10 protein-coding genes are annotated in these 23,091 nt (G+C 33.6%); 1 reads left to right on the top strand and 9 read right to left on the bottom strand.

Annotation, left to right across the window (positions count from 1 at the left end; genetic code table 11):
* Positions 1 to 138 precede the first annotated feature (138 nt).
* From OA93_RS11865 to OA93_RS25030, 3 genes are read right to left on the bottom strand one after another with little or no spacing between them, the layout of a single operon-like run.
* Positions 139 to 1,065, bottom strand: coding sequence for a prolyl oligopeptidase family serine peptidase (locus OA93_RS11865; RefSeq protein ID WP_052250037.1), 927 nt, complete (start codon positions 1,063 to 1,065; stop codon positions 139 to 141).
* Positions 1,066 to 1,068: 3 nt separating this feature from the next.
* The gene (locus OA93_RS11860; protein WP_052250038.1) at positions 1,069 to 1,539 is read right to left on the bottom strand and encodes a hypothetical protein; all 471 of its coding nucleotides are present in this window, start codon (positions 1,537 to 1,539) and stop codon (positions 1,069 to 1,071) included.
* A gap of 60 nt (positions 1,540 to 1,599) precedes the next feature.
* Positions 1,600 to 1,752: a hypothetical protein gene (locus OA93_RS25030; protein ID WP_165572098.1), complete on the bottom strand. Its 153-nt coding sequence runs from the start codon at positions 1,750 to 1,752 to the stop codon at positions 1,600 to 1,602.
* Positions 1,753 to 2,049: 297 nt separating this feature from the next.
* Between OA93_RS25030 and OA93_RS11855 the strand changes: the two genes are divergently transcribed.
* A complete protein-coding gene (locus OA93_RS11855) occupies positions 2,050 to 2,361 on the top strand; it encodes a helix-turn-helix transcriptional regulator (protein WP_039113463.1) in 312 nt (103 codons plus the stop codon).
* A 270-nt stretch (positions 2,362 to 2,631) separates the two neighbouring features.
* On the opposite strand, the gene OA93_RS11850 is transcribed toward OA93_RS11855, so the two are convergent.
* From OA93_RS11850 to OA93_RS11825, 6 genes are all read right to left on the bottom strand, one after another.
* The gene (locus OA93_RS11850; protein WP_039113462.1) at positions 2,632 to 3,078 is read right to left on the bottom strand and encodes a GNAT family N-acetyltransferase; all 447 of its coding nucleotides are present in this window, start codon (positions 3,076 to 3,078) and stop codon (positions 2,632 to 2,634) included.
* Positions 3,079 to 3,116: 38 nt separating this feature from the next.
* Complete coding sequence (locus OA93_RS11845; protein WP_039113461.1) at positions 3,117 to 4,094, bottom strand: DUF4837 family protein; 978 nt, start codon at positions 4,092 to 4,094, stop codon at positions 3,117 to 3,119.
* 55 nt (positions 4,095 to 4,149) lie between these two features.
* Positions 4,150 to 5,991: a LysM peptidoglycan-binding domain-containing protein gene (locus tag OA93_RS11840; RefSeq protein WP_039113459.1), complete on the bottom strand. Its 1,842-nt coding sequence runs from the start codon at positions 5,989 to 5,991 to the stop codon at positions 4,150 to 4,152.
* A 107-nt stretch (positions 5,992 to 6,098) separates the two neighbouring features.
* Positions 6,099 to 7,286 carry a phosphoglycerate kinase gene (locus OA93_RS11835; protein WP_039113457.1) on the bottom strand — a complete coding sequence of 396 codons (1,188 nt, stop codon included), beginning with the start codon at positions 7,284 to 7,286 and terminating at the stop codon, positions 6,099 to 6,101.
* 167 nt (positions 7,287 to 7,453) lie between these two features.
* Positions 7,454 to 8,428 carry a type IX secretion system membrane protein PorP/SprF gene (locus OA93_RS11830; RefSeq protein ID WP_039113825.1) on the bottom strand — a complete coding sequence of 325 codons (975 nt, stop codon included), beginning with the start codon at positions 8,426 to 8,428 and terminating at the stop codon, positions 7,454 to 7,456.
* A gap of 41 nt (positions 8,429 to 8,469) precedes the next feature.
* Positions 8,470 to 22,989: a T9SS type B sorting domain-containing protein gene (locus OA93_RS11825; RefSeq protein ID WP_039113455.1), complete on the bottom strand. Its 14,520-nt coding sequence runs from the start codon at positions 22,987 to 22,989 to the stop codon at positions 8,470 to 8,472.
* Between the last annotated feature and the right edge of the window lie 102 nt (positions 22,990 to 23,091).

The following is a 23,091-nucleotide window of genomic DNA, read 5'->3' as shown; positions in this document are numbered from 1 at the left end:
ACAACATATTTTTATAATCAAGCTAATATAAATAGTAAATCAAAAGTTGGGGTACGAAGTCGGGAGACTTCATACAGCGCAACTGTAATTATACACTCGTTTCCTTAAATGGCAACTACAATATTTTAAAAATAAATTCTATAAATATCTCTTTAACCAATCGGCTATCTGATTTAACAAATTATCGTTCACAATTTCTAAATCATGTCCTTCATTTTCATAAACCAATAAGCGTGTAGTATATTCTTTTGAGTTTAATTTGGAATAAAAAGCAAAGGCATTACTAATATCAACTTTTACATCTTTATTACCCTGAATAATAAAATGGGAAACTTTTTTATTCTGGATAGAATCTATTGCCAGTAAACTAGAGCGGGTTTTTAAGGCTGCAACAGAATCTTTGGCGTAACCAGGAATTCTTTCTCTATAAACCCCAAACATCTCTGGACGTTTCGTTTGGATTAAATCTGCCTGTCCTGCAATTGCAATATTGGTTTTTATACGATTAGTCTTTTTTAACATCAGGAAATTAGTCATAACGCCACGACTCCAGCCAAAAACACCAATCCTGTTTTTATCGGCATTTGGTAATTGATCTATAATATCAAAAAGACTTAAGACATCGTTTACATCTTTACCACCAAATTCGTCTACGCCTTCACTTACTGAAGTTCCACGGAGTTGAGAACCAATAACAATATAACCTTCATTGGCAATTTTGCTAAGAAACTCCGTTAAAAAAACAGAATTAACTGCACCAAAATTACCGTTACCACCGCGATTGTATATTAAAACGGGATAGTTCCCTTTCTTTTTAGGTTCTATTAAAAAACCTCTAAGTTTTAGGTTGTCAAAAGACTTGTAATGAATACTGCGGAAATTTAAAGAATCAAGAAATTGGTATTCTTTTTTTAAAACTATCTTTTCATTTATCTTTTCCGAAATAACTGGATTAAAAGGGTAATCCGTAATTTTTCGGTTCTCTAATGTGAAACTAGATTTTGATGTTTGTGCAAAACTGAAATTGAATAAAAACAGCAATACCAAAAGAATAACTTTCTTCATATTTTATTTAGTAATTGACTTCATGTATGTACCAGTATATTTATCTGCAAATTCTACATACCATTTGTTTAATGTTTCTTCGCCTAAATAATCATAGATAAGCTCATATTGTTTCTTTAAAGCTATTTTATAATCCTTTATACTTTTCTCAATATCCTTGTTCCACTCTTCGTTTTCTTTTCTGGTTTTTGGCTGATGATGAATATATTGTCCGAAATAAGTTTGACAAAAATCATTATAATCTTTTGTAAAAAGAATAAAATTATGCCACATTTCATCAATTATAATTATAGAATCATCACTAATAAAATTAAAATTTACATTGGAGCATAACCAAAGCCATTTTTTTGTTTCCTGAAAAATGCTAACTGCTTCTGATTCTTCTATTTTATAAAACTTTAGAAATCTATCTACAACATCTTCATTCTTATAATTGAGTACATTACTCAAACTTTCTTCCATACTTTTTTGCATTACTTGAAAAAATTTAAAAAAAAGGAGGCAATGTAAAACATTAACCTCCTTTTTGTGTTATTAAACTGCTGTTACAACACCTCTACAATCTCTACTAGCTGTACAAGATCCTGAAGAATTACCTCCTCCAACAATTTTCTCTAAACGCTCAAACTTTTTATCTAATAAATCATTGATTGTTTTTTTCTTTTTGTCTTCGTTAATTTTTTTCATCGTTTTTAATTTTTACGGTTAGATTTAAATTTTGTACTAATCTGCATTAAGCATTTCTTATCTCTTTTGCCTGTCGACTGGGCTATCAGAGATTTGAAATGATAACAAGATAGTTTTTCAAAAATAGACTCTAATGAAAATAATCCTTATGCATTTTTATGCGAATTATGTAAAACTTAAAGGACTCACACGTATAAAAAGCTTGTATAATTAACTAAAACTTTCAAAATATCATTAAAAGTGGGTATTGTTCTGAAAAAAATATTTCCTCATTTTTGCAGCAAACTAAAAAGAATAATGACCAAAAAGAAACTGCTACAAGTAAGATTAAACAAGGGATTCTCTCAGGAAAAACTAGCAGATTTAATTGGTATGACACAATCTAATTACAGCCGAAGAGAAAATGGACGCAAAAACATTTCGGAGGTAGAATGGCTAAAAATAGCTAAAGTTTTAGGTGTAGAAAAAGATACTATTTATGAGCCTAATGGCGATAATAGCAGTATAATCGATCCGTTTAATATCCCCGATTCTGTTTTTAAACAACTTGAGTTGCTAAGAACAGAAAATAGGGCACTTAAAGAAAAATTAAAAGCTCTTACAAACTAGTTCTTAGCTATTACACTTAATTTGTTGGGTGTAATTACTTTATCTATTGACTTTGCTTGGGCACAAAAGTTTCATTTAACACATAGAAACATAGATTTTATGTGTACAAAAGAGTACAAAAAGAAATACATTTCTTTCACATAGCCAGTCCCGAACCTTCGGGATGTATTTTAAACAAGTGAAACGCCTTTTTTGAAAGTTTCAAAATCTATGTCTCTATGTGTTAAAATAATTTCAACTTATATTTTGTACATAAAAAAACACTTGTAATTAACTTTTAATCATCTCGATATGCGGAATATCATCTTCAAGATACATTTCGCTGGTTTGTACAAAACCATGATTTTCGTAGAATTTTTTCAGATATAACTGTGCTCCAATAGTAATATCGGTTTTATTAAAATGGGTTTTAATTCCTGCAATTGCTTCTGTCATTAAATCATGTCCCCATTTTTTATCGCGATAATCCGGGCTTACTACAACTCTTCCTATCGAGGCGTTATCAAAACTAATTCCGGCATCAAAAAGACGTGCATGAGCCACAATTTTGCCTTCATATTCGCCTATTAGGTGTAAAGCAAGTTTGTCTTTCCCATCTAGATCTAAATAAACACAGTTTTGCTCTAATACAAAGACTTCACTTCGTAATTTGAGGGTATCGTATAGTTCGTGAACAGTTAATGCCTCAAAAGGCTTAATTTTCCAAGTTGGTTTCATGTTGTAATAGTATAATCTGATTTTATTTTAAAAGAGTATTATCGCTTATTGATTCTAACCGATTTTATAATGGCTTCTAGTTCCAACATCGAATCTCGTTCTTCATTGGATGGAGAATAACAAAATCCCTCGAGTACTAGTATTCGGTTATAGGCTTTATCAATAATTGCATAATTAATAAAAGGTCCTGTCATGAAATCATTTCTTAAATCCCAAGTTCCTTTGGTTTCATAAGCAGTTTTTCCGTCTAGGGTAATTTTAGAGAAATAAGGTGCATAAGCCTCCTCGGTAATCATTTGGGTATTGGGTTCTCGACCTTTTATATACCTTCCTACTGAATCCCGCATTTTTACGATGTTGCCAACAATATCGGAGTTCTTGGTAATACTTGTTATTGGAACCTGGTAAATAAGTAAACTGGTACTACCGCTTACCATTTCTTTTTTAAGCCAAAGAAAGTTACGCTTATGCAATGCATATTCATATCCTGTGGGAACATCTAACTTTATATGAAACTTATTGTTGAGAATGGCACCATCTAACAGTGATTTACTGTTGTTTTTTTGGCATTCGGCTATTTCGGTTTCCCTAATTATTCGAATTATTTGCGGTGTGTGTATTTCAAACGCTTCTATAATATCCGAAACTGATTTTCCTGATATACGAAATACATTTTGTGGTGATGTATAAACGTTTTTAGTGATTTCGAACTTACTTGTATTCGATTTTTTAACTACAATAATATTTCGCCCATCGGTCATGAAACCTTCTAGTAGTTTGGCTGGATATTGATTTATGGTAAATAATGGTTCTTCCTGGACAAGACCTACAACTGGTGAAGCAAATTTATTCCTGATGCTATCCCCCACTTCTCCGTACCACAACTGATCATCTATAATAATTGAGATTGTGTTTATTTTACTGCTATCGTTGTGCTGATGTATTTTCTCATTCTTTTTTAGACATGAGAAAAACAAAAACGGAAGTATTAGCAATAAAAAATGGGTTTTATTCATCTTTAATTTTTAGTTAAGTTATGAAATAAAACCCAAATTTATATACAATTTTTGATTATCCGTTTATTTTGAGCTTCATTCCTGGTTTAATAGCTCCGTTTTCGATATCATTCCATTTTTTAATATCAGAAATAGTTACTCCTGGATATTTTTTTGCAATGCTATATAACGAATCTCCTTTTTTTACATAGTAATCAACTCCAACATTTTTTACAACATCTGTTTTTTTCTTGAAAGTATTAATGTTGTTTGATGCAACAATAATTTCTGGAGTTTCAGATGGTTCTTGAATATTAGAATGAATTACTAATTTTTTCATTGAAGCAATCAAATCCATATTCTCTGGAGTCAAACCGTTCCATTCTTTTAAATCTGATAAAGAAACATTGAATTTCTTAGCGATTGTGCTTAAATTATCTCCTGCTTGTACCACGTAAAGTGACGGCTGAGATTCGGTTGTTTTTTTATCATCAACACTAGCAATTGCTTCTTCTGTATGTTTTTTATCAACTGCAGGAACCAATTTTACTTCATTGATATCTTTCTTAATAATTTTGCTTTCCGAAATAATTTTTAGACTTTTCCCAAGTGCAATTGAATTGCTCTTTAGGTTGTTCCATTTCTTCAATTGATTAATTGAAACATCATATTTACTTGCAATTGAACCTAAATTATCTCCTGAATGAACCTTATAAATTTGTGTTTTTGAAACAACAGTTTGGTTTGTTTTAGGCGAAGCTAATTTTGTAGCTGCAATTAATGTTTGCAGTCTATTTATTTTAGAACTTGATTCATGATTAAGATAAGCGTAAATTTTGTCTTCGTTTGAAGTAAAAATAGCCACTTTATCTTTTGGCAATCTCAAGAAATGCTCTTCGTCTTGATAAAACGGAACTACATTCAGTTTATAAGATGGGTTTAAAAGCTGAAGTTGTGCTTCGGGAACATCTAATAAATTAGATATTTGCCTAAAACTCATCTTTTCTTTAATTCTTACCGTATCTGTTTGAAAGTGTTGTACAACTGCTCTATCTGGAACAATACCATGTTCTTTATGATATTCGTAAAGATACATTGTAGCTAAAAATGCCGGAACATATCCTTGTGTTTCTTTAGGAAGGTAACTACGAATATCCCAATAAGTTTGTTTTCCTCCTGAACGACGAATCGCTTTGGATACGTTTCCTGGACCTGAGTTATAAGAAGCTAAAACTAGCTCCCAATCGCCAAAAATTTTATACATTTTTGACATATAATCTGCAGCTGCAGTAGATGCTTTTAATGGATCACTACGCTCATCAATAAACGAATCTATTTTTAGATTATATTGTTTACCAGTGTGGTACATAAACTGCCAAAGTCCTGTGGCTCCCATTTTAGAAACTGCTTTTGGGTTTAAAGCTGATTCTACAACGGCTAAATATTTAATTTCTAAAGGAACGTTTTGCTTAGCAAATGCTTCTTCGAACATTGGAAAATAATATTCTGATAAAGCCATTAATCGCGAAAATGATTTTTTACGATTCTTTAAGAATGACTTTATGATATTTTCCAACCCTTGATTATACTGAATATTAAAGGGTGATTTCTCATTCATTGCCTCAAGACGTTGCTTTAACAACTCGGTTGGCAATTCGTAATCTACCTTTGCATCGGTATTAATTGTTTGGATATCTTTAGATAAATCTTCGTATATGTCTAAACTCACTAATTCTTTCATCCAAAGACTGTCTACCCGAACTGCGTAATCGTCTTTTACAAATGAATTTTTAACTGAATCTAAATACGAAATCTTAATGTCCTGCTTTACAACTGGGTTTGTTTGCGCAACTTCTTGTGCAAACAAACCCATTGTAGACAACAGGAGTACTGATAATGTGGTATTTTTTACAATCATAACATCTATTTAATTGACATATTTCTTACAATTTCTATGCCGTAATTTTTGCAAACTTAAGGACTATAAAATGAAAGATTCTTTAAAAAGTGTTAAAAATGAGACAGTTAGTCCAAAATAGCTGCAATTCCAGGTAAAACTTTACCTTCTAACATTTCTAACATTGCTCCACCTCCGGTAGATACATAACTCATTTTATCTTCAAAACCGAACTGTTTTACAGCAGCTACTGAATCTCCTCCTCCTACTAATGAGAAAGCTCCATTTGCAGTAGAAGCAGCGATATAATCTCCTAAAGCGATTGTTCCTTTGGCGAAAGATTCCATTTCGAAAACTCCTAATGGACCATTCCATAAGATAGTTTTTGATTCCATGATTACTTTCTCAAAGTTTTCCAATGATTTAGGACCTGCATCAAGACCTTGCCATCCATCAGGAATTGCATATACATCTACCACTTGTGTGTTTGCTGTGTTTGAGAAATCATCTGCAGCAATAACATCAACTGGAATATGTATTTGAACTCCTTTTTCTTTAGCTAATCTCAAAATTTCAAGTGCTAGTTCTAATTTGTCATCTTCACAAATAGAATTTCCTACTTTACCACCTTGTGCTTTAATGAAGGTAAAAGTCATTCCTCCACCAATAATCATATGGTCAACTTTATCTAAAATGTTTTCGATAACCGTAATTTTCGAAGAAACTTTAGATCCACCAAGAACAGCTGTAACTGGTTTTTCACTATTTTTAAGTACTTTATTTAAGCTTTCTATTTCTTTTGCTAATAATGTACCGAAGCATTTTTCGTTAGGGAAAAATTGGGCAATTATTGTTGTCGAAGCATGTGCTCTATGTGCTGTACCGAAAGCATCGTTTACATAGATATCTCCTAATGAAGCTAATTCTTTTGCGAAAGTTACATCTCCAGCTTCTTCTTCGGCATGGAAACGTAAATTTTCTAATAATAAAACTTCTCCTGGTTTTAAATTTGCAGCAGCATCTTTAGCAACTTCTCCAACACAGTTTGAAGCAAACTGTACAGGAACTCCTAAAATATCTGAAGCTGTTTTTAAAATATGTTTTAAAGAGTATTTTTCTTCAACTCCTTTTGGTCTTCCAAGGTGTGACATTAAAATCACGCTTCCGCCTTGGGCTAAAATTGCATCAATTGTAGGTTTTGCAGCTTCGATACGAGTTGCATCTGTTACATTAAAATTTTCATCTAATGGCACATTGAAATCAACACGAATGATTGCTTTTTTATTCTTAAAATTAAAATCTTTTAACGTTTTCATTAAGGTAAGTTTTTTAGTTTTTTTTGAAAGAATAACAAATATAGAACTTTTAGCTTAGTAATAAATTCGATAAAAATAAAAAACAGGGGTTTACATAAACGAAAACGATGTAATTTGATAATTATTTTAAATTAAACACAAAAAATCAAAAATTGGCTAATTAATTATTAATCGTGAACTGGATTTTGTGTACATGGACAGTTACTAATTGCCTGAAGGAAATCGAATCCTATAGTTACAACGTGTGTTCCTGAATTGTAAGCTCCTATACGATTAAGTGATGCCTGGTATGAATAACCAAAGTAAAAACCTGATTTCTTAAAACCTGCCATAGGTCCTACCATTAATGGCTGGAAGAACTGATCATTTAGGAAACGATAAGAAACTCCTATCCAATAATAATCTTCATAACGATTGTATTGTCTGAACTTAAAGTTAAAATCGGTACTTGAACGCTGATCACTTGCAAACAATTGGTAATAAACTGATGGTTCGAACTCGATTCGGTTGTTCTCTGCTCCTTTAAAAACATATCCAGTATAAACTTGATAGTTTCGAAGTAAATTAGGCTCTATACCGTCGAATTTGTCGATTTCTTTATTCAGGATGTTACTCGCATTAAAACTTAAATAGAACGACTTATTACGATATAAAACACCTACATCGAAGTTGTTGTTAGAAACGAATCTGTTATCGGTAACACTTGGATCTGGTGCTGGGATTTCGTATGTTGGATTAAATTCGTTGATATCAATTTTAAAATTATTGATGTTATACGAAATACCAAAAGATAAGTATTGCTTAGAATAGTAATCCAGAATTAAGTGGTGCGCAAAAGATACTTTGGCTCCTGTTTGTCTTGTATATCCGTTACTATCGTTATAAAGCGATATTCCCACTCCTGAACGATCTAAGATTCTAAAATCCGCATAAAGCGATTGGTTATCTGGCGCGTCTTTAACTCCTACCCATTGTGTTAAACCATTGGCACGTATTCTTAAGTTATCACCAATTCCGGCAAAAGTTGAAGATACTACAAATGGGTTATCAGCAAGGTATTGTGTGAAAACTGGCAAATTTAACTCCTGGCTGTAACCTGATGTTACAGCCATAAGTAGAAATGATATGATAATTTTTTTCATTGTATTTTTAATTTTAGATAACATAATTACTTTGTTATTAGTTATCTGTAAAGGGTGAAATGTCCAACAAACTCTCTGTCATCTTTATTGTCATTGAGTTTCAATACATACCAGTAATCACCAGATGGTAATTCGGCACCATTGTATTTTCCATCCCATTTTTGACCCAATCTGTATTTGCAAATTATACGTCCGTATCTGTCAAAGATGTCGAATGTTAAATCTTTATAATTTACTGTACATCCTGGAGCCCAAGTATCGTTTATGCCATCTCCATTTGGAGTAAAGTGGTTCGGGATACAAACATCAATGTAAGGAACATATCTTGTAGCTGTAGCTGTACATCCATTTTTATCTGTTACAACAACTGTGTAAGTTCCTGTTTTGTAAATAATGAATTTATTAACTGATCCATAAGGTTCTCCATCTAATGTGTATTGGTATTCTCCACCACCACCTGTAGCTGTTGCAACAATTTCATTTAATCCACCATCGGTTAATGTTAATGTTAATGGTTGAACATCTTCTATCGTAAATGGTAATGTAGTTTGCTCACAACCATTAGAATGTCTTGCTGTTACCGTATGTACTCCCGGAGCAACATTAACAAATATGTTACTATCCTGATATGTTGTGCTACCATCTAATGCATAATCTACATCGGCTGGGTTTGCACTTTCATGAATTGTTATAGTCACAAAATTTGCAGCTACATTATTCACACAATCCGTATTAACCTTGGCAGTTGGCTCTAGTTTAACTGATTCTGGCATTGGAATTTCTAGTTCAGCCGTACAATTGTTAGCGTCCAAAACATAAACAGTATGTATTCCTCCAACTAAACCTGTAAAGAGATGGTTTGTACCTGTTACTGGTGCATAAGTACCTTTTCTGTCATCTAAACTTACTCTGTAAGGAGCAGTTCCTCCAACAATTTCGATACTAAATGATCCATTTTTCTCTCCAAAACATAACTCTGGTAATATACTATTTGGTACTAGAGATGGGCTTAAGATTCCTGGTTCTTTTATTTCGATATCTTTAATAGGTAACTCACATCCGTTTTCGTCCTGTACTAATACATGGTAGAATCCTGCTTTTAAATTGTCAAAAACATTAGATTCGAAGAACTCTTTAAAGTTTGGCGAAATCGCATATCTAAGTTTACCTGTTCCTCCAGAAGCTATAACTGTAATCATACCGTTTTTAGACGCATTACATGTTAAATGTGTAGGAACGGCATTAGCTGTTATACTCGTGTCTGGTTCTGTAATTGAAACTAATATAGACTTCGTATTACAATCTCCACTATCAACTCTTACAATATAATCTCCTTTTGAAAGGTCTTCAAAACGTCCTGCTACTTTTTGAGTTGGCGTAGGCACAATTGGTTGACCAGCTGCATCTAGCAACGTGTAAACATAGTTACCTAATCCACCTACAGCAGTTACATATATACTACCTGTACTTGATCCTTTACAATGAATGTCATAATCAGTAACACTACTTAAAACTAGTTCTGGAACTTTCGGCGGTGTAATACTATTAACAGTTTCGGTAGTACAACCAAATACATCTTGTACAAAATATTTATACGTAGTTTCTGTTGTCGTAAATGGCAATACAATTGTAACTGATGAATTAAACGGCGCACTATAATCAGTTCCATTTGTACTATACTTATATGGTCCTGTACCTCCTGTTGCAGTAAGTGTTAACTCTGGAACTATAAGACAAGTTTCGTTAGTTTTAATTGCTAAAGATCCTTTTACTATTGGTGGCTCATTAATTTCTACTGCTACAGATGTACCTGTACATGTCCAATTATCTGTAACTATCACTACATAACTAGCTGCTTTTAATCCTGTAAATACATTATTTGGTTGTGGACCGTTTTTAGTTACAACTCCATCAGGATATGTTGCAACCAATGTATATAAATATTTACCTGAACCTCCTGTAGTAGCTACTGTAATTTCTCCTGAATTATCACCAAAACAAGTTAACATTGCTTTAGCTACATTAGCTGTAACTACAATTGGTGCTGGTGTTTTTAATTCTATAGGCTTTGGAACTTCACACATCTTAGTATCTCTTACTTTTACAATGTAATTTCCAACTCCTAAGTTAGAGAACGTTGATTGAGTAGACCAACCAACTAATTCTGCTCCATTTAATACTAACTGGAACTCGTATCCTCCTGGCCATCCACCTTTAGCAGAAGCTATGATTTTTCCATCATTATTACCTGCTGCACAAGTAATTTCTGAATGCTGTACATCAAGTTCTAATGCTGCCAATGGTCTTTTGATTTCAAACTCAGCATCTACATCACAAAATGGAGAATCTATTAATGTAGCTGTTATTTTATAAGAACCTGCTTTTAAATTACCAATTGTAAGTGGTCCTAGATTTGCACTAGTGCCATTGCTTGATGTTGGGCCAGTAATTACATATTTGAATCCTTTAGGAAGATTAGATGGAATTACTTTAGAATCTACTAAAGTGAAATCTATGCTTCCATTATCTGAATCAAAACATGTAAGATCCTTAATGTTTGTTGCTTTTAACTCGAAAGTATTCGGATTATTAACATTATGAATTCTATCAATACTACATCCTGTATCAGGATTTTTAACTGTAATTGTATATTGCCCTACTGGTAAATCAGTAAAAGTATTTACTCCAATTAGATTCGTTTTAATTGTACCATCTGGATACTTTATAGAATATTCTAAAGCTGGTAATGGCAATACTCCTTCAGCAGTTACATTAACACTGATATCTTCATTAGTTAAACATGTGATGTAGGCATCAACTTTTATAACAGCATCTTTAATACCTACATAAGGCTTAATTACTGCTGTAGTGCTTATAGGGCAATTATTGTTGTCATAAACTTCTATGATATAAGTGCCTCCTGCTACTTCAGACGAAGTATATATAGTCTCTTTTCCTGACTGAACAATTCTGTCATCTGCTGGTGTAGCTCCTTTTTTAATAAATACATATTTAGTAAGCGGCTGAGTACCTCCTGAAGCGCTTACTTCTATCGTAGCAAACTTAGGTGCATTTGTTCCTGCATTACATTCAAATTCTGTAACAACTGGAGTAGCAATAACAATTATGCTTGGTTGTATAATTTCAGTTTTTGCTGAACCTGGACAATTTCTACCCGACATAACCGATACTGTATATTTACCTGCTGGTAAATTACTGAATGTAGGTTCTTTTTGTTCTGCTCTAGCAACAATATTACCTTTATAATCAACACCATCTAAAGTAAACTTATAGTCAGGGTTATTATTACTTGCATCTAGAGTAACTGTTATAGTACCATTAGCTCCATCAAAACATGTAACAGGAGTTGCTGTTAAATCAGCATCTACAATAGTAACAACTGCTGCTGTAGGTATTGTATAATCAATTGATGCCATACAATTTGTCACCATATCTTTTACCCAGAAATAATACTTAGTTCCTGGAGTTAAATTAGGGAATACAGCCGTTACGCTAAATGTATTTGGTGTTGTAGCAGTTCCAGTAGCATATTGATAATTAGCAGGAATTGTTCCTCCTAAACCTTGTAGAGTAACAACACCGTCGCCACCGTTACAAGTTGGGTATGTTGAAATTTCTGCCGATAACTCTAACGGTTTCAAAATTGTAAATGCTGCAGTTGCTTTGGTAATACATCCATTAGCATCTTTTACATATACATCGTATGTACCTGGTCCTTTTACTGTTAATTGATTGTTTGTCGTAAATGTTTCATCAACATTAGTTAAACTATATTTCAATGGTCCTACACCATTAGCAGTAACTGTTATTGTATAATCTGCACCAGCTACATAACATTGACTATCTGGTGTAGCTACAATAGCAGATGGAAGTGGATCTACAGTAATATCTACAGTTGTCATAACTGAACATAGATTTTTATCTATAACCCAAACATCCCATTTAGTGCTCACAGTTGGATCAAGTGTAGCGGTATTGCTATCAAAATACTTCCCAATTGGTGAATCTCCTGATTTTACAAATGCATATTTATAATCTGGTGTACCACCAATAACCGATGCAATAGGAACTGTTACCTGTGCACCTTTAGTTTTACAATTTTGTGGCACATTTGTAATTGGTCCTAAGCTTAATGCTAATAAAGGTTCCGTAATTATAACCGCAGTTGATGTTTCAGAACATTTAGGGAATCCCGTTTCTTTAACTACAACTGTGTAATTATTTCCTGCAGGTAACCCAGCAGTAATTGTTGAACCTAGAGTAGTATCTCCATTTCCTGCATCTACAGGAACAGCACTTATTCCGTTATAAACTTCATAAGTATATGCTCCAGTATATCCGGTAACATCGATAGTGATTTTTCCTGTGCTATCAGTTTTACATCCTACTTGAGTGGAAGCAAAAGCTGTTACTTTAAGATCATTAAATAATGGAACTGGTTGAATCTCTGATTTTATACTACAACCTGTATTATTATCGAAAATTTCGAATTCATAATAACTACCTGCAGTATCTGCTTCATAAGGAAATGTAGTACCTGTAACAGTCGTCAAACTTCCTGGAACAAGAACCCCATCTTTATATACTTGGTATGTAAATTCTTTTGGAGTATTTGTTCCTCCAGTAATAACAACATCCATTACTTGTTTCTTGTTTTCACAATCCATATCTGCACCAAAAGTTACATCCGCAGAAATTAAACTAGGGAATGGAGCGATTGGAATCGTTACACTATCGATACAATCATTTTCGTCCTTAACGTAATATGTTACGTTTTGAATTGCTTTGTCAGCACCTACATAAAATACATTATCATTTCCATAAGTAATATTGTCTTTACTATAAGTGAATTTTCCTGTTCCTCCAGCACCTGTAACAGTTACTTTTGTTGTTTTAGGAGTATTTCCTGTAGAACACTTAAATGGGTCTGGAGTTGCGCTAGCAACAACTTCAACAGGTATACCAATAGTAACTTTTACTGTTTCTTCACAACCTCTTTCAGATTTTACTGTAACATTATAATCTCCTGAAACTAAACCAGTAAAATAACCATTTGATAGTTGTGTTTTCGGAAGACCTGTTAACGGAGCAAGTGGCGTAAGTATGTATGTATAATCTGGGTTATTATTAGCTGCTGGTAAATTAACTTTAATTGTACCATTACTAACGTTTCCTTGAGCTGGTTGCCCTGCCGGAGTCATACAATTAGGTAATGTTACAACAATATCACCAATTGCTAATACTACTTTTGTAGCAAGCGGAATATCAACATCTACAGATTTTGTACAACTTGTACTTAAATCCTTAACTATAATCGTATAACTGCCTGCCGCCTGATTTAAGAAAACTCCATTGTTAAGCTGTACTACATCAAGAGGAGTAGGAATTACAGTCTTGTTTTTTAAAGTAAATTCAAATCCTTTTCCAGGACCTGTAGCGGTGTCACCTCCAGAAACTTCAGCGGTAATAGTACCATTTGCAATATCACAAACAGGGTCTAGGGTAAATTTAGCTTTAAGGTCTAACGGTTTGAAAATTTCTAATTCTACTTCATTACTTGTACAACCGTTCAAGTCTTTAACTTTAATTTTGTATTTCCCTGAAGTCAAATCAGCTATTGTAAATAATGGTGTTGTTGTAATCGCAACAGCGTTACCCCCATTTAAAGTGTATGTATATGGCCCTACACCAAGTGTAGTTATATTTACTTTGATGGCAAAATTACCTTCGGTAGCAGAACAGAAAGCTGGATCTATAACTGCATCAATTATTGGTTCTGGATCTTTAACAACTGTTACTGCTTTATATGCAATACAACCATAAGCATCACGAACATAAACCAAGTAATTACCTGCTTCTACTTTAAAAATGCTTGATGTATGTGTAGGAATAACGAAAGAATCTGCTGTAGGCGGAACATCTATTAATGGATCCTGACCTATTGCTCCATTATCAACAACAATTTGATACAAGTATGGAACCGCTGCAGAAGCTGGAATTGCTGGCGTAGTTGGTGTTGCTGGTACAGCTACAACCGCTGGCAAAGTAGTTCCTCCTTTTCCAAAAGCTTCGACAATTCCTTTCAATGGATTACAATTAGCATTGTTAGTTGACCTAGCATCTAATGTTAAAGGAGTAACTGATTCAGTAATTGTGAAAGTTTTAGATGCATTTATACAAACATCAACACCTAAATTATTAAGTTCTGTAAATAAAATATAATATGTACCTGGTTTCAATGAAGCAGGAATCTCATAATCAGTACTAGCTGTTGCCTTAGATATAGTTTCAAAAATAGCAGGAACTAATGGTTTATTTGTTTGTGAATTATAAATTTCATATTTAATATCTGTTGTCACCGTGTTAAAATCTGTAAGTTTAAACGTAACTTTTCCATCATTGTTCCCCATACAAGTAACATTTTTAGATGAAATTGTAGGTTTTAAAGTCGATGCAGTTTCTGTTGGTTTTTCGGCTTGCTTGAAATAATAACAGTTTGTTGCTTCATCATAAACTATAAATGAATAAACTACACCTGGATTTAATCCTGTAAAAAGAGATTGAAGATATTGTGGGCTTGTATTGTCAGTTGTATTAATAGCGTCCTGATAAGATCCAGTATTACTAGCATACTCATAAGGCGGTATTGATCCAGATATAATCGGATAAAGTGCAAAATGATATGGACCTCCAACAACACCAGGTTTCACAGTTACCAATAATTCCGCTGTAGTACATGATACTGGTGCACCAGTAACAGTTATGTCCATATCTTCTGGTGGAGAGGCCATTTTAATTGTTTTTGTTACAGAACAATTATTAGCATCTGTAACAGTTAATTCATAAATACCAAAACTTAAAATTGTGAATTTATGATCACCCCTTACATCTGAGATAGCATGTGGAGCTACTTGTGTAGGTTGTCCAACATTATTCGTCAATGTATAAGTAAATGGCCCGTCAGATACGGCAGGTGGTCCTACATCTGCAACTTTGGAACCTCCTGTCAAATTTTTAACTGAAATAGAACCATAAGACAATCCAGCACCATTACATTGCATATTTTCTATTTCTGCATCGAATTTAATCTTAAGTGGTTCTTTAATGATAGCAGTTTTAGTAAGAAAACAAGATTTAGAATCAGTTACTTTTACAGTATAATTACCTGCTGGAAGTCCAGTAGTTTGCTCAAAATACTTTGTATTAGTAGTTGTATTCAAAACATCTATTACATAAGGTCCTACCCCAAAAGCAGTGTCTATAGTTACAGTAATTGAACCTGTAGACTCTCCATTACATAAAATAGTTGAATTGGCTACTGCTGTAAATTGTGGGTCTGTTTTTGGTTTTACAGTAACTGTTGAAGTTACTTCACAACCTGTATTATCTTTTATAACAAATACATATTTGGTATCTGTTGTAGCTGTTGTAGCCACATTATTTGTGTAAGAGAACTTGTTTCCTGTTATTGTTTTAACAATAGGATCTGCAACTCCATTTACAGTTACTGTGTAAGTATAAGGCGCTGTACCGTCAAACACTTCTCCTTTAATAATTATATCTGGATCAGTAGTAGTACAATCAGCACTTTTATCCAAATTTACAGTTGCTCTTAGTTCTTTTGCAATATGTTGAGATGGTAATACTAATGTACAACCAGTTACTTTGTCTCTAACTGTTACAATATAATCTCCTGGTTCTAAATTAGAAAAAGTACCTGTAGGCTGATAAGTCCCATTATCAAGTTTATATTCGTATGTAGGCGATGGCACTACATCTGGCGTAACAATTATTGTTGCTTTATTCGTTTTATCATAACATAAATCTGAAGTTACATCTATTGTAGCCTTAGGTTTAACTTTATCTTTCAATTCAAATGTTTCTGATACTTCACAACCATTTAAATCTTTTACAGTTACTTTATAGTCTCCAACTTGTGTTAAATTATCAAAACTATTTGTTGATTGTGGACCAACTACAGTTCCATCAGGTTGTGTAAGGGTATATTTATTAGTTCCCCAACCTCCTTTAGTATCAACTACAACTTTACCATTAACAGCACATGTCATTGGTGTTACAGTTAATTTTGTTATTACTAATTCTTCAGCAGGAGCCAAAATTTTAGCAGTCGCTGAAGCAGTACAATTTGTTCCAAGATCTGTTATGATTAATTCATAATTCCCTGCTCCTAAATTTGGTACATCTACATCAAATGTTGTTGATCCCGTATCTTGTGTTGTACCTGTTACAGGTGCTCCTCCATTGATAGCGTATGAGTAATCAACTTTATTTCCTAAATCCTTGATAGTGAATTTTGCAGAACCGTTTGTAGCATTTAAACAAGTAATGTTTATTGACTCTTTTACTGTTACTACAATTGGTGTTAATGCTTTAATAGTATGCGGGAATGAGAACGTACATTTATTAGCATCTCTAACAGTAAATGTATAAGTACCCGGAGCTAAATCTTTGAATATATTTTCTGGCTGCCAAGCTCTTGTTAATCCAGTTGGTGCCGTTATTGAATATTCATATGCTGCTTTTCCTCCTGTTACGCTTGTAATTTTAACATCTACTAAATTAGATGGGCATTTAAGAGCTGAATTTGTAATATTCATCGCTGTAATCGGAACTAAATCCAGAATAATTCCTGCATCCTTAGTAACGTTACATCCTTTGCTATCAGTAATTGTAACTGAATAAGCTCCGCCTGTAGTTAAATCTTTAAATATACCTGTGTTATTAGTTGCTACTACTGTAGTAACTCCACCTTTGGTTATCTTCAATACGTAAGTATAAGTAGTACCGTTTCCACCTGTTGCCGAAGCTGTAATGATAGCTTTAGTTTCACAAGTATATGGTGTAGATATAGATACTGATGGTGTTATTACATCTGGTTGTGTAATATCAACTTCTACCTCTCCAACACAACCATTAGTATCTTTTACATAAAATTTATGCTTTCCTAAAGTTAAATTATTAAAAGTAGATACGCTTGTAAATCCTGTTGTAGGATTATCACTAAACTGGTAATCACCTGTTCCGTCATGTCCAGTTAATACAACTGAACCATCAGACAATCCGTTACAACTAATGTTTGTTTGCTCTGCCTTAACCGTAGGGTTTGTAATAGAAGCTACATTACCATCTACAGTTGTTTTACATTTATTTTTATCGGTAATTTCAAAAGTATATTTACCCGCAACAGTTGTAGTATATGTGAATTTTGGACCTGCAATAGTTCCTACACTTGCATATACTGGGTTACCTAAATTATCTTTAACTATATAACTAAATGGAGTTGTTCCTCCATTAATTGTTACTTCAATCTTAGCTTCTTTTGGATCGATACAAGTTAATGAAGTAGCTGTTTGGGCATCTGCAGTAAGATTAGCATTAATTGTTTGGCTAATTACTGTAGCCTCACAACCATAAGAATCTGTTATTACAAATGTGTAATCTCCTGTTGCTTTTGCCTCATATGTAAATGAAGTAGCAGGAGCTGGAATAGGAATTTTTGAACCTAATAGCCCTGTATTATATTTAACCTGATAGAAATAAGGAGCTACACCATCGGTAATATTAACTGTTATTGTTGCTACTTTACCGTCAAAACATAAACCTGTATTATTAGCAATTTCAGCTTTTGGAGCAACTGGTTTATCAATAACCAAAGGTATGTCTATATCATCTAAACAACCATTTTTATCTTTACCTGAAACCGTATACGTTCCTGGTTTAACGTCTGTTAATATCCCAGTAGATGGGAAAGTAACTACATTAGGCGGTGTTGCCGAATCTGTAAGTGTAAATGTATAGTCTTTTGTACCACCTTTTCCTGATGCAGTAACTGTAGCACCTATAGAACACTTAGCAGCAGTAGCTTTTGCTTCTACTTCAAACTTATCTGGTGATCCAACTGTAGGCTTAAGCGTAAAATCACATCCTACTGAAGTTGCATCGTAACGAACCTTAACCGTATGTTCTCCCTCTCCTAAACCATCAACAATAGTCTCTTCCAATTTAGAAATTTTCCAAGGCAGAACTCCATCTATTAAATATTCAAATCCATTGGTAGTATCAAAATTAGATGCAATAATTGTTAACCTTCCATCTTTATTTCCTTTACATTGTGTTGCGACAATATCTTTAACATCTGCAGTAAATTTTTTATTCGGATCTACAATAACTTCAAATTTTTTGGTAGATAAACATGATTTTGGTAATTGATATACTTCTATATCATCAACCGCAAAGTCAATCCCATCAACTTGAGAAACTTCAAGTCGTAATACAAAATCTAATGTAGTATTACTACCTGGATTTATTGTTCTGTTATATTCTACCCAACCGTCTGTTTTTGGTATTCCACCTGTAGATTGAGATGATAATGGTTTCCCTGCACTGTTTTGCAATTCTACAGTAAGGGAAGCGTCTGGCTGTAAATTACCTACTTTTAATAAATTAGTAGCAAAAAACCTAACCTGTATTGGCTGATCTGGCACAATATCTTTAATAGTTTTTCTATAAAGAACTGCGTTATTTGGAATAGCTGTTCCAGCATCAACTGCTAAATACCTGCCTCCAGTAGCAGCTGTACCAGTTGTATGGTCAATAGGGTTATGCCATCCGTAATAAGGATTATTTCGTAAAGAATTGGTAACCGTGTATTCTCCGTTTCCAAAGAACTTATTTCCATTACATTTTGTTGCTTCAACTTGTCTCTCCCAACAAAAAGCAGGGTTAATTCCAGGCGAAGTTTCATCTGGTCCAGAACCAAAATCTTCATTTAATAAATTACTAAATGTTGGTGCCGAAATCAATTTATATCTTACTTCTATTTTGTGTGGTGTACCAGGAACTGATGGTGGCACATTTACAAAAACATTTGGCGGAGTATTTGTATTTACCACTCCATTCAGTAAATATTCATAATCATAATTAGCACCTCCAGTATTTGTAACCGTAACTGTTGTTGATGCATTTCCGTCACAATTAAATGTTGGTGTTGATACCTCAATTGTAGGATCTGCAGGTTTTTCTTCTAAAATAATTCCTGTCATTGCAAAAGGACAACCTGGTGCTGGTGAACTATCTTTAATATAAAAAGTATACGGTGTAGTCCTTGGATTAATGTAAGCTTCATTTGAATCTTGCCAAGTAGTACCTCCGTCAAAACTATATTTATATGGAGGAATTCCTCCTTGAGCATTTGTAATTCTAACTTTACCTTGTTTTTCAGATCCTGTTGGTCCACAACCAGATAACTCGGCAACCCCTGCAGAAGCAGTAACTTTTGTTGCTGGTGCTGTTATTGTAATTTTTACAGACTCATCAAAACAATCAACTTTGTCATAAGTATATTTTACTACAACATCGTAATCGCCTGCTGCTAAATTTTTTATTGGAGAAATTGTACTAAATGGTCCAGCAAGTCCATTAATACTATACGATACTGTATAGTCTGAAGTAGCAGGAGTTAAAGTAAATGAAATCTCACCATCAGCACTTCCGTAACAATTAATGTTTTTCTGATCAATTTTAACAGTTGGTCTTACTAAGTCTGGAACTGTAATAGTAGGGATTGTAACACTACATCCCGCAGCATCTATAACAACTATATCATACGTTCCTGCTTTTGTAATTGGAATTAATGGGTCGGTTAAAGGAGTTTTATCACCATTAACATAATAGTAATAAAAATCTGGGAATCCTGCGACAGGCGTTCCTCCTGTTGCTACTACCGTAATCACACCATCATTACAAGTAAGAGGTGTTGTAATACTAGCTTTAGCATCTAATTTATTATCATTTATAGTAACTCTTTCTGTTTTTACACAACCATCTTTTGTAGTAATTGCTACATCATATACACCTGGTGCAATACCTTCAAAAAGGTTAAAATTCTTAGGGGCAACAATTTTTCCTGAGTCGCCTTTTACATCACCAGTTGCAACTTCAGTAACAATAAATTGATACCATCCGTCTACTCCAGTAACAGTCGCTTTAATAGTTCCTCCTTTTCCTGCACAACTTGGATCTGTAGTATCTATTTTTGTTTTAAAAGTTTTCTCTATAATTGTAACATCCGCTGTATACTCACATTTTTCAAATGTATTATCTACTGCTTTTGTTTTTATATGAACGATATATCTTCCTGCTGGAACATCATCGAAAACATTTGAATCCTGGTAAGGTTTTACGCCATCCAAACTATATTGGTATCCGAATCCATCATTTGGTTTTGGATTTGTAATGGTAATACTTCCCTTCGTATCACAAACAATATCTTGCTTTGTAAAGGTTGGGTCTACTACACTTTGAGTCACATTAAAATAATATATGTTTTCACATGTATTATTATAAGTAACTACAAGTCTAAAAGTACCTGCTCTATTAGCAGTATAAGTTGGCCCCTTAGCTACTTCTGTCCAGTTTGTAGCAGTTACGTCAGGACAACTATCATCTAGTGTTGATGGTCTTGGATCTTTTGTTTCTTGCCAAACAATACTTGATGCTCCTTCGATTTTAGTGTCAATATCTTTGAATGCGTTTTTACCACATAAGAATATTTTCGGAAATGGCTTACCATCATTAATACAAGTATAAGGCAATTTAGTTGTTGGGTCAATATTATCCGCAAAACTATTAACTGGATTATCATTAATGTTTACAGTATATTCCTTAACAATAAATGTTTGAGTTATTCCTTTGCATGGTGCTGCTGCACTAGTAACTACTGTATATGTACCTGGTTTAGTAACGGTAACTTCTTGGTTGTTACCTCCAAAAATATTTCCGTTAGGATCTTTCCATACATAAGTAGTATAACCACCTCCAGCTTTTAGTTTAACTGTACCACACAAATATAATGTTTGCTCAAATTTACATTTCTCTAAACCAATAAGAAAGTTAGTTGCTGTTGGTTTACCAACATTACAACCTTCCTCTGCGGAAAGACTTCCTTCTCCAAATGTATTATCGTTAATAACTCCGTTATATTTTGAATTAGCTGTATTATCAATAACATTTGAGCATGCGTCTGTTAAAGCATCACAATCTTTAACTGTCTTTACTCTAAATGTCAGAGTAGTGGTACCACTATTACTTACAACAAGTTCCGGAGCAACGTCAAATACTATGGTTCTTGTGGCCGCATCATAAGATTTTACCTTTACTCCATCTGGTATATCTAAAAAATCGGTTTTATCGTTAAAAATAATGTTATTAGGCAAAATATCTGTAATTGTAAAGTTTACAGCATTATCATTCCCTTTGTTTTGGAAGCTTATTTCATATTTTAATTCTTTATCGATACTGATGTCCTTACCTCCCGCATCATAATACTTACCATTATCATCTTTTGCAAAAACCTTTTTAAGAAGTACAATCCTTGGTGCAATGATTTCAACAGCAAAAGCATTAAAATAATAAAAGTAGAGATCCTGATCACTCCCCAAACTTATGATTGCCGAAGTATCTCCATTTTTAATTACAGAACCTCCCGGGAATTGAGTGGTTGGATCATTTTTTACTTCAAACACACCCGCATCAAATCCTAACGTATTGGAACTATTGAGATCTCTATCCTTTAGAATAGTCCCCATTGAAGTAACCGAACTGTTAAAGAAATTATCTTTAGTAACCCATTTTTTACCATTATAAAACGATTCCTGTGGTCTTTCCTGAGGTGTGGATTTAAATCCATTAATCGATAAATAATCACCTCCGATATCTAAATCTCCTTCTATTGCCGAAAAAGCAAATTTTGCCTTTACCTGACCCACTGGAATTGTAGTAAATCCAGAAATTTCGATTTTTAAATTATTCTTTTCGTCAATTGCACTAAATCCATCAAATGAAGTAATCGCTTTTTCTGGTAAAGTAGCATTTTCATATACAAAGAAAAGTGACCATCCTGCAGATAAACCTGTACCTCCAGAACTAGCATTAGCTGGTCTATTTGTACCTTGTGCTGTAGAAATATTGGCTACAGAATAATATCCCTGAGGATTAGGCCTAGGTGTTTTAGTAAAATAATCTGTTACATTGGCATAACATGCATAAGGCAAACTAGTACCTATTTTAGTACCGTTAGCATTATAAATAACAGTACCATCTATATCGACATAGCTACCTCCAGGCATTTTAAACTTTACCTTATCTATTGCCTCAGTACCCCTGGTAACTGCACTCCAGTAAAGTCCTACATATACGATTTTGGAACAAGCTGCATCAGGCAAGGTCAACTTAGCTTTACTTGAATTAAAAATACCAGCACCTCCATCAACATTAACATATTTCATCTCGAAACTGCTATTCTGATCCCTGTCGTTAAAGGGTACCTCTGGGCCGTCGCCACCCCACCAACTTCTAGAATCCCTATTCAGAACGCTATTTCCAATCAAGAGAATGTCTCCTCTTAAATTTTTATTATTGTAGCGAATATCAAAACTTTTATAATTTTGAGAATAGGAAATAATGCTCTGTAAGAAGATCAAAGCAAATAACGTAATTTTTACAATAGTAGGTTTTTTCATGGTATTTTCTATTTAATCATTTGCAATGCTTTCCTAAATGGGGGGTCCAGGAAAACAAGACAAATGGCACTCTAAATATTTATTCAGTAGCATGCTCTTCTA

Origin of the sequence: Flavobacterium sp. KMS (genome assembly GCF_000813005.1) — a bacterium.
Classification (GTDB): domain Bacteria; phylum Bacteroidota; class Bacteroidia; order Flavobacteriales; family Flavobacteriaceae; genus Flavobacterium.
This window is presented reverse-complemented; position numbering and strand designations above follow the sequence as displayed.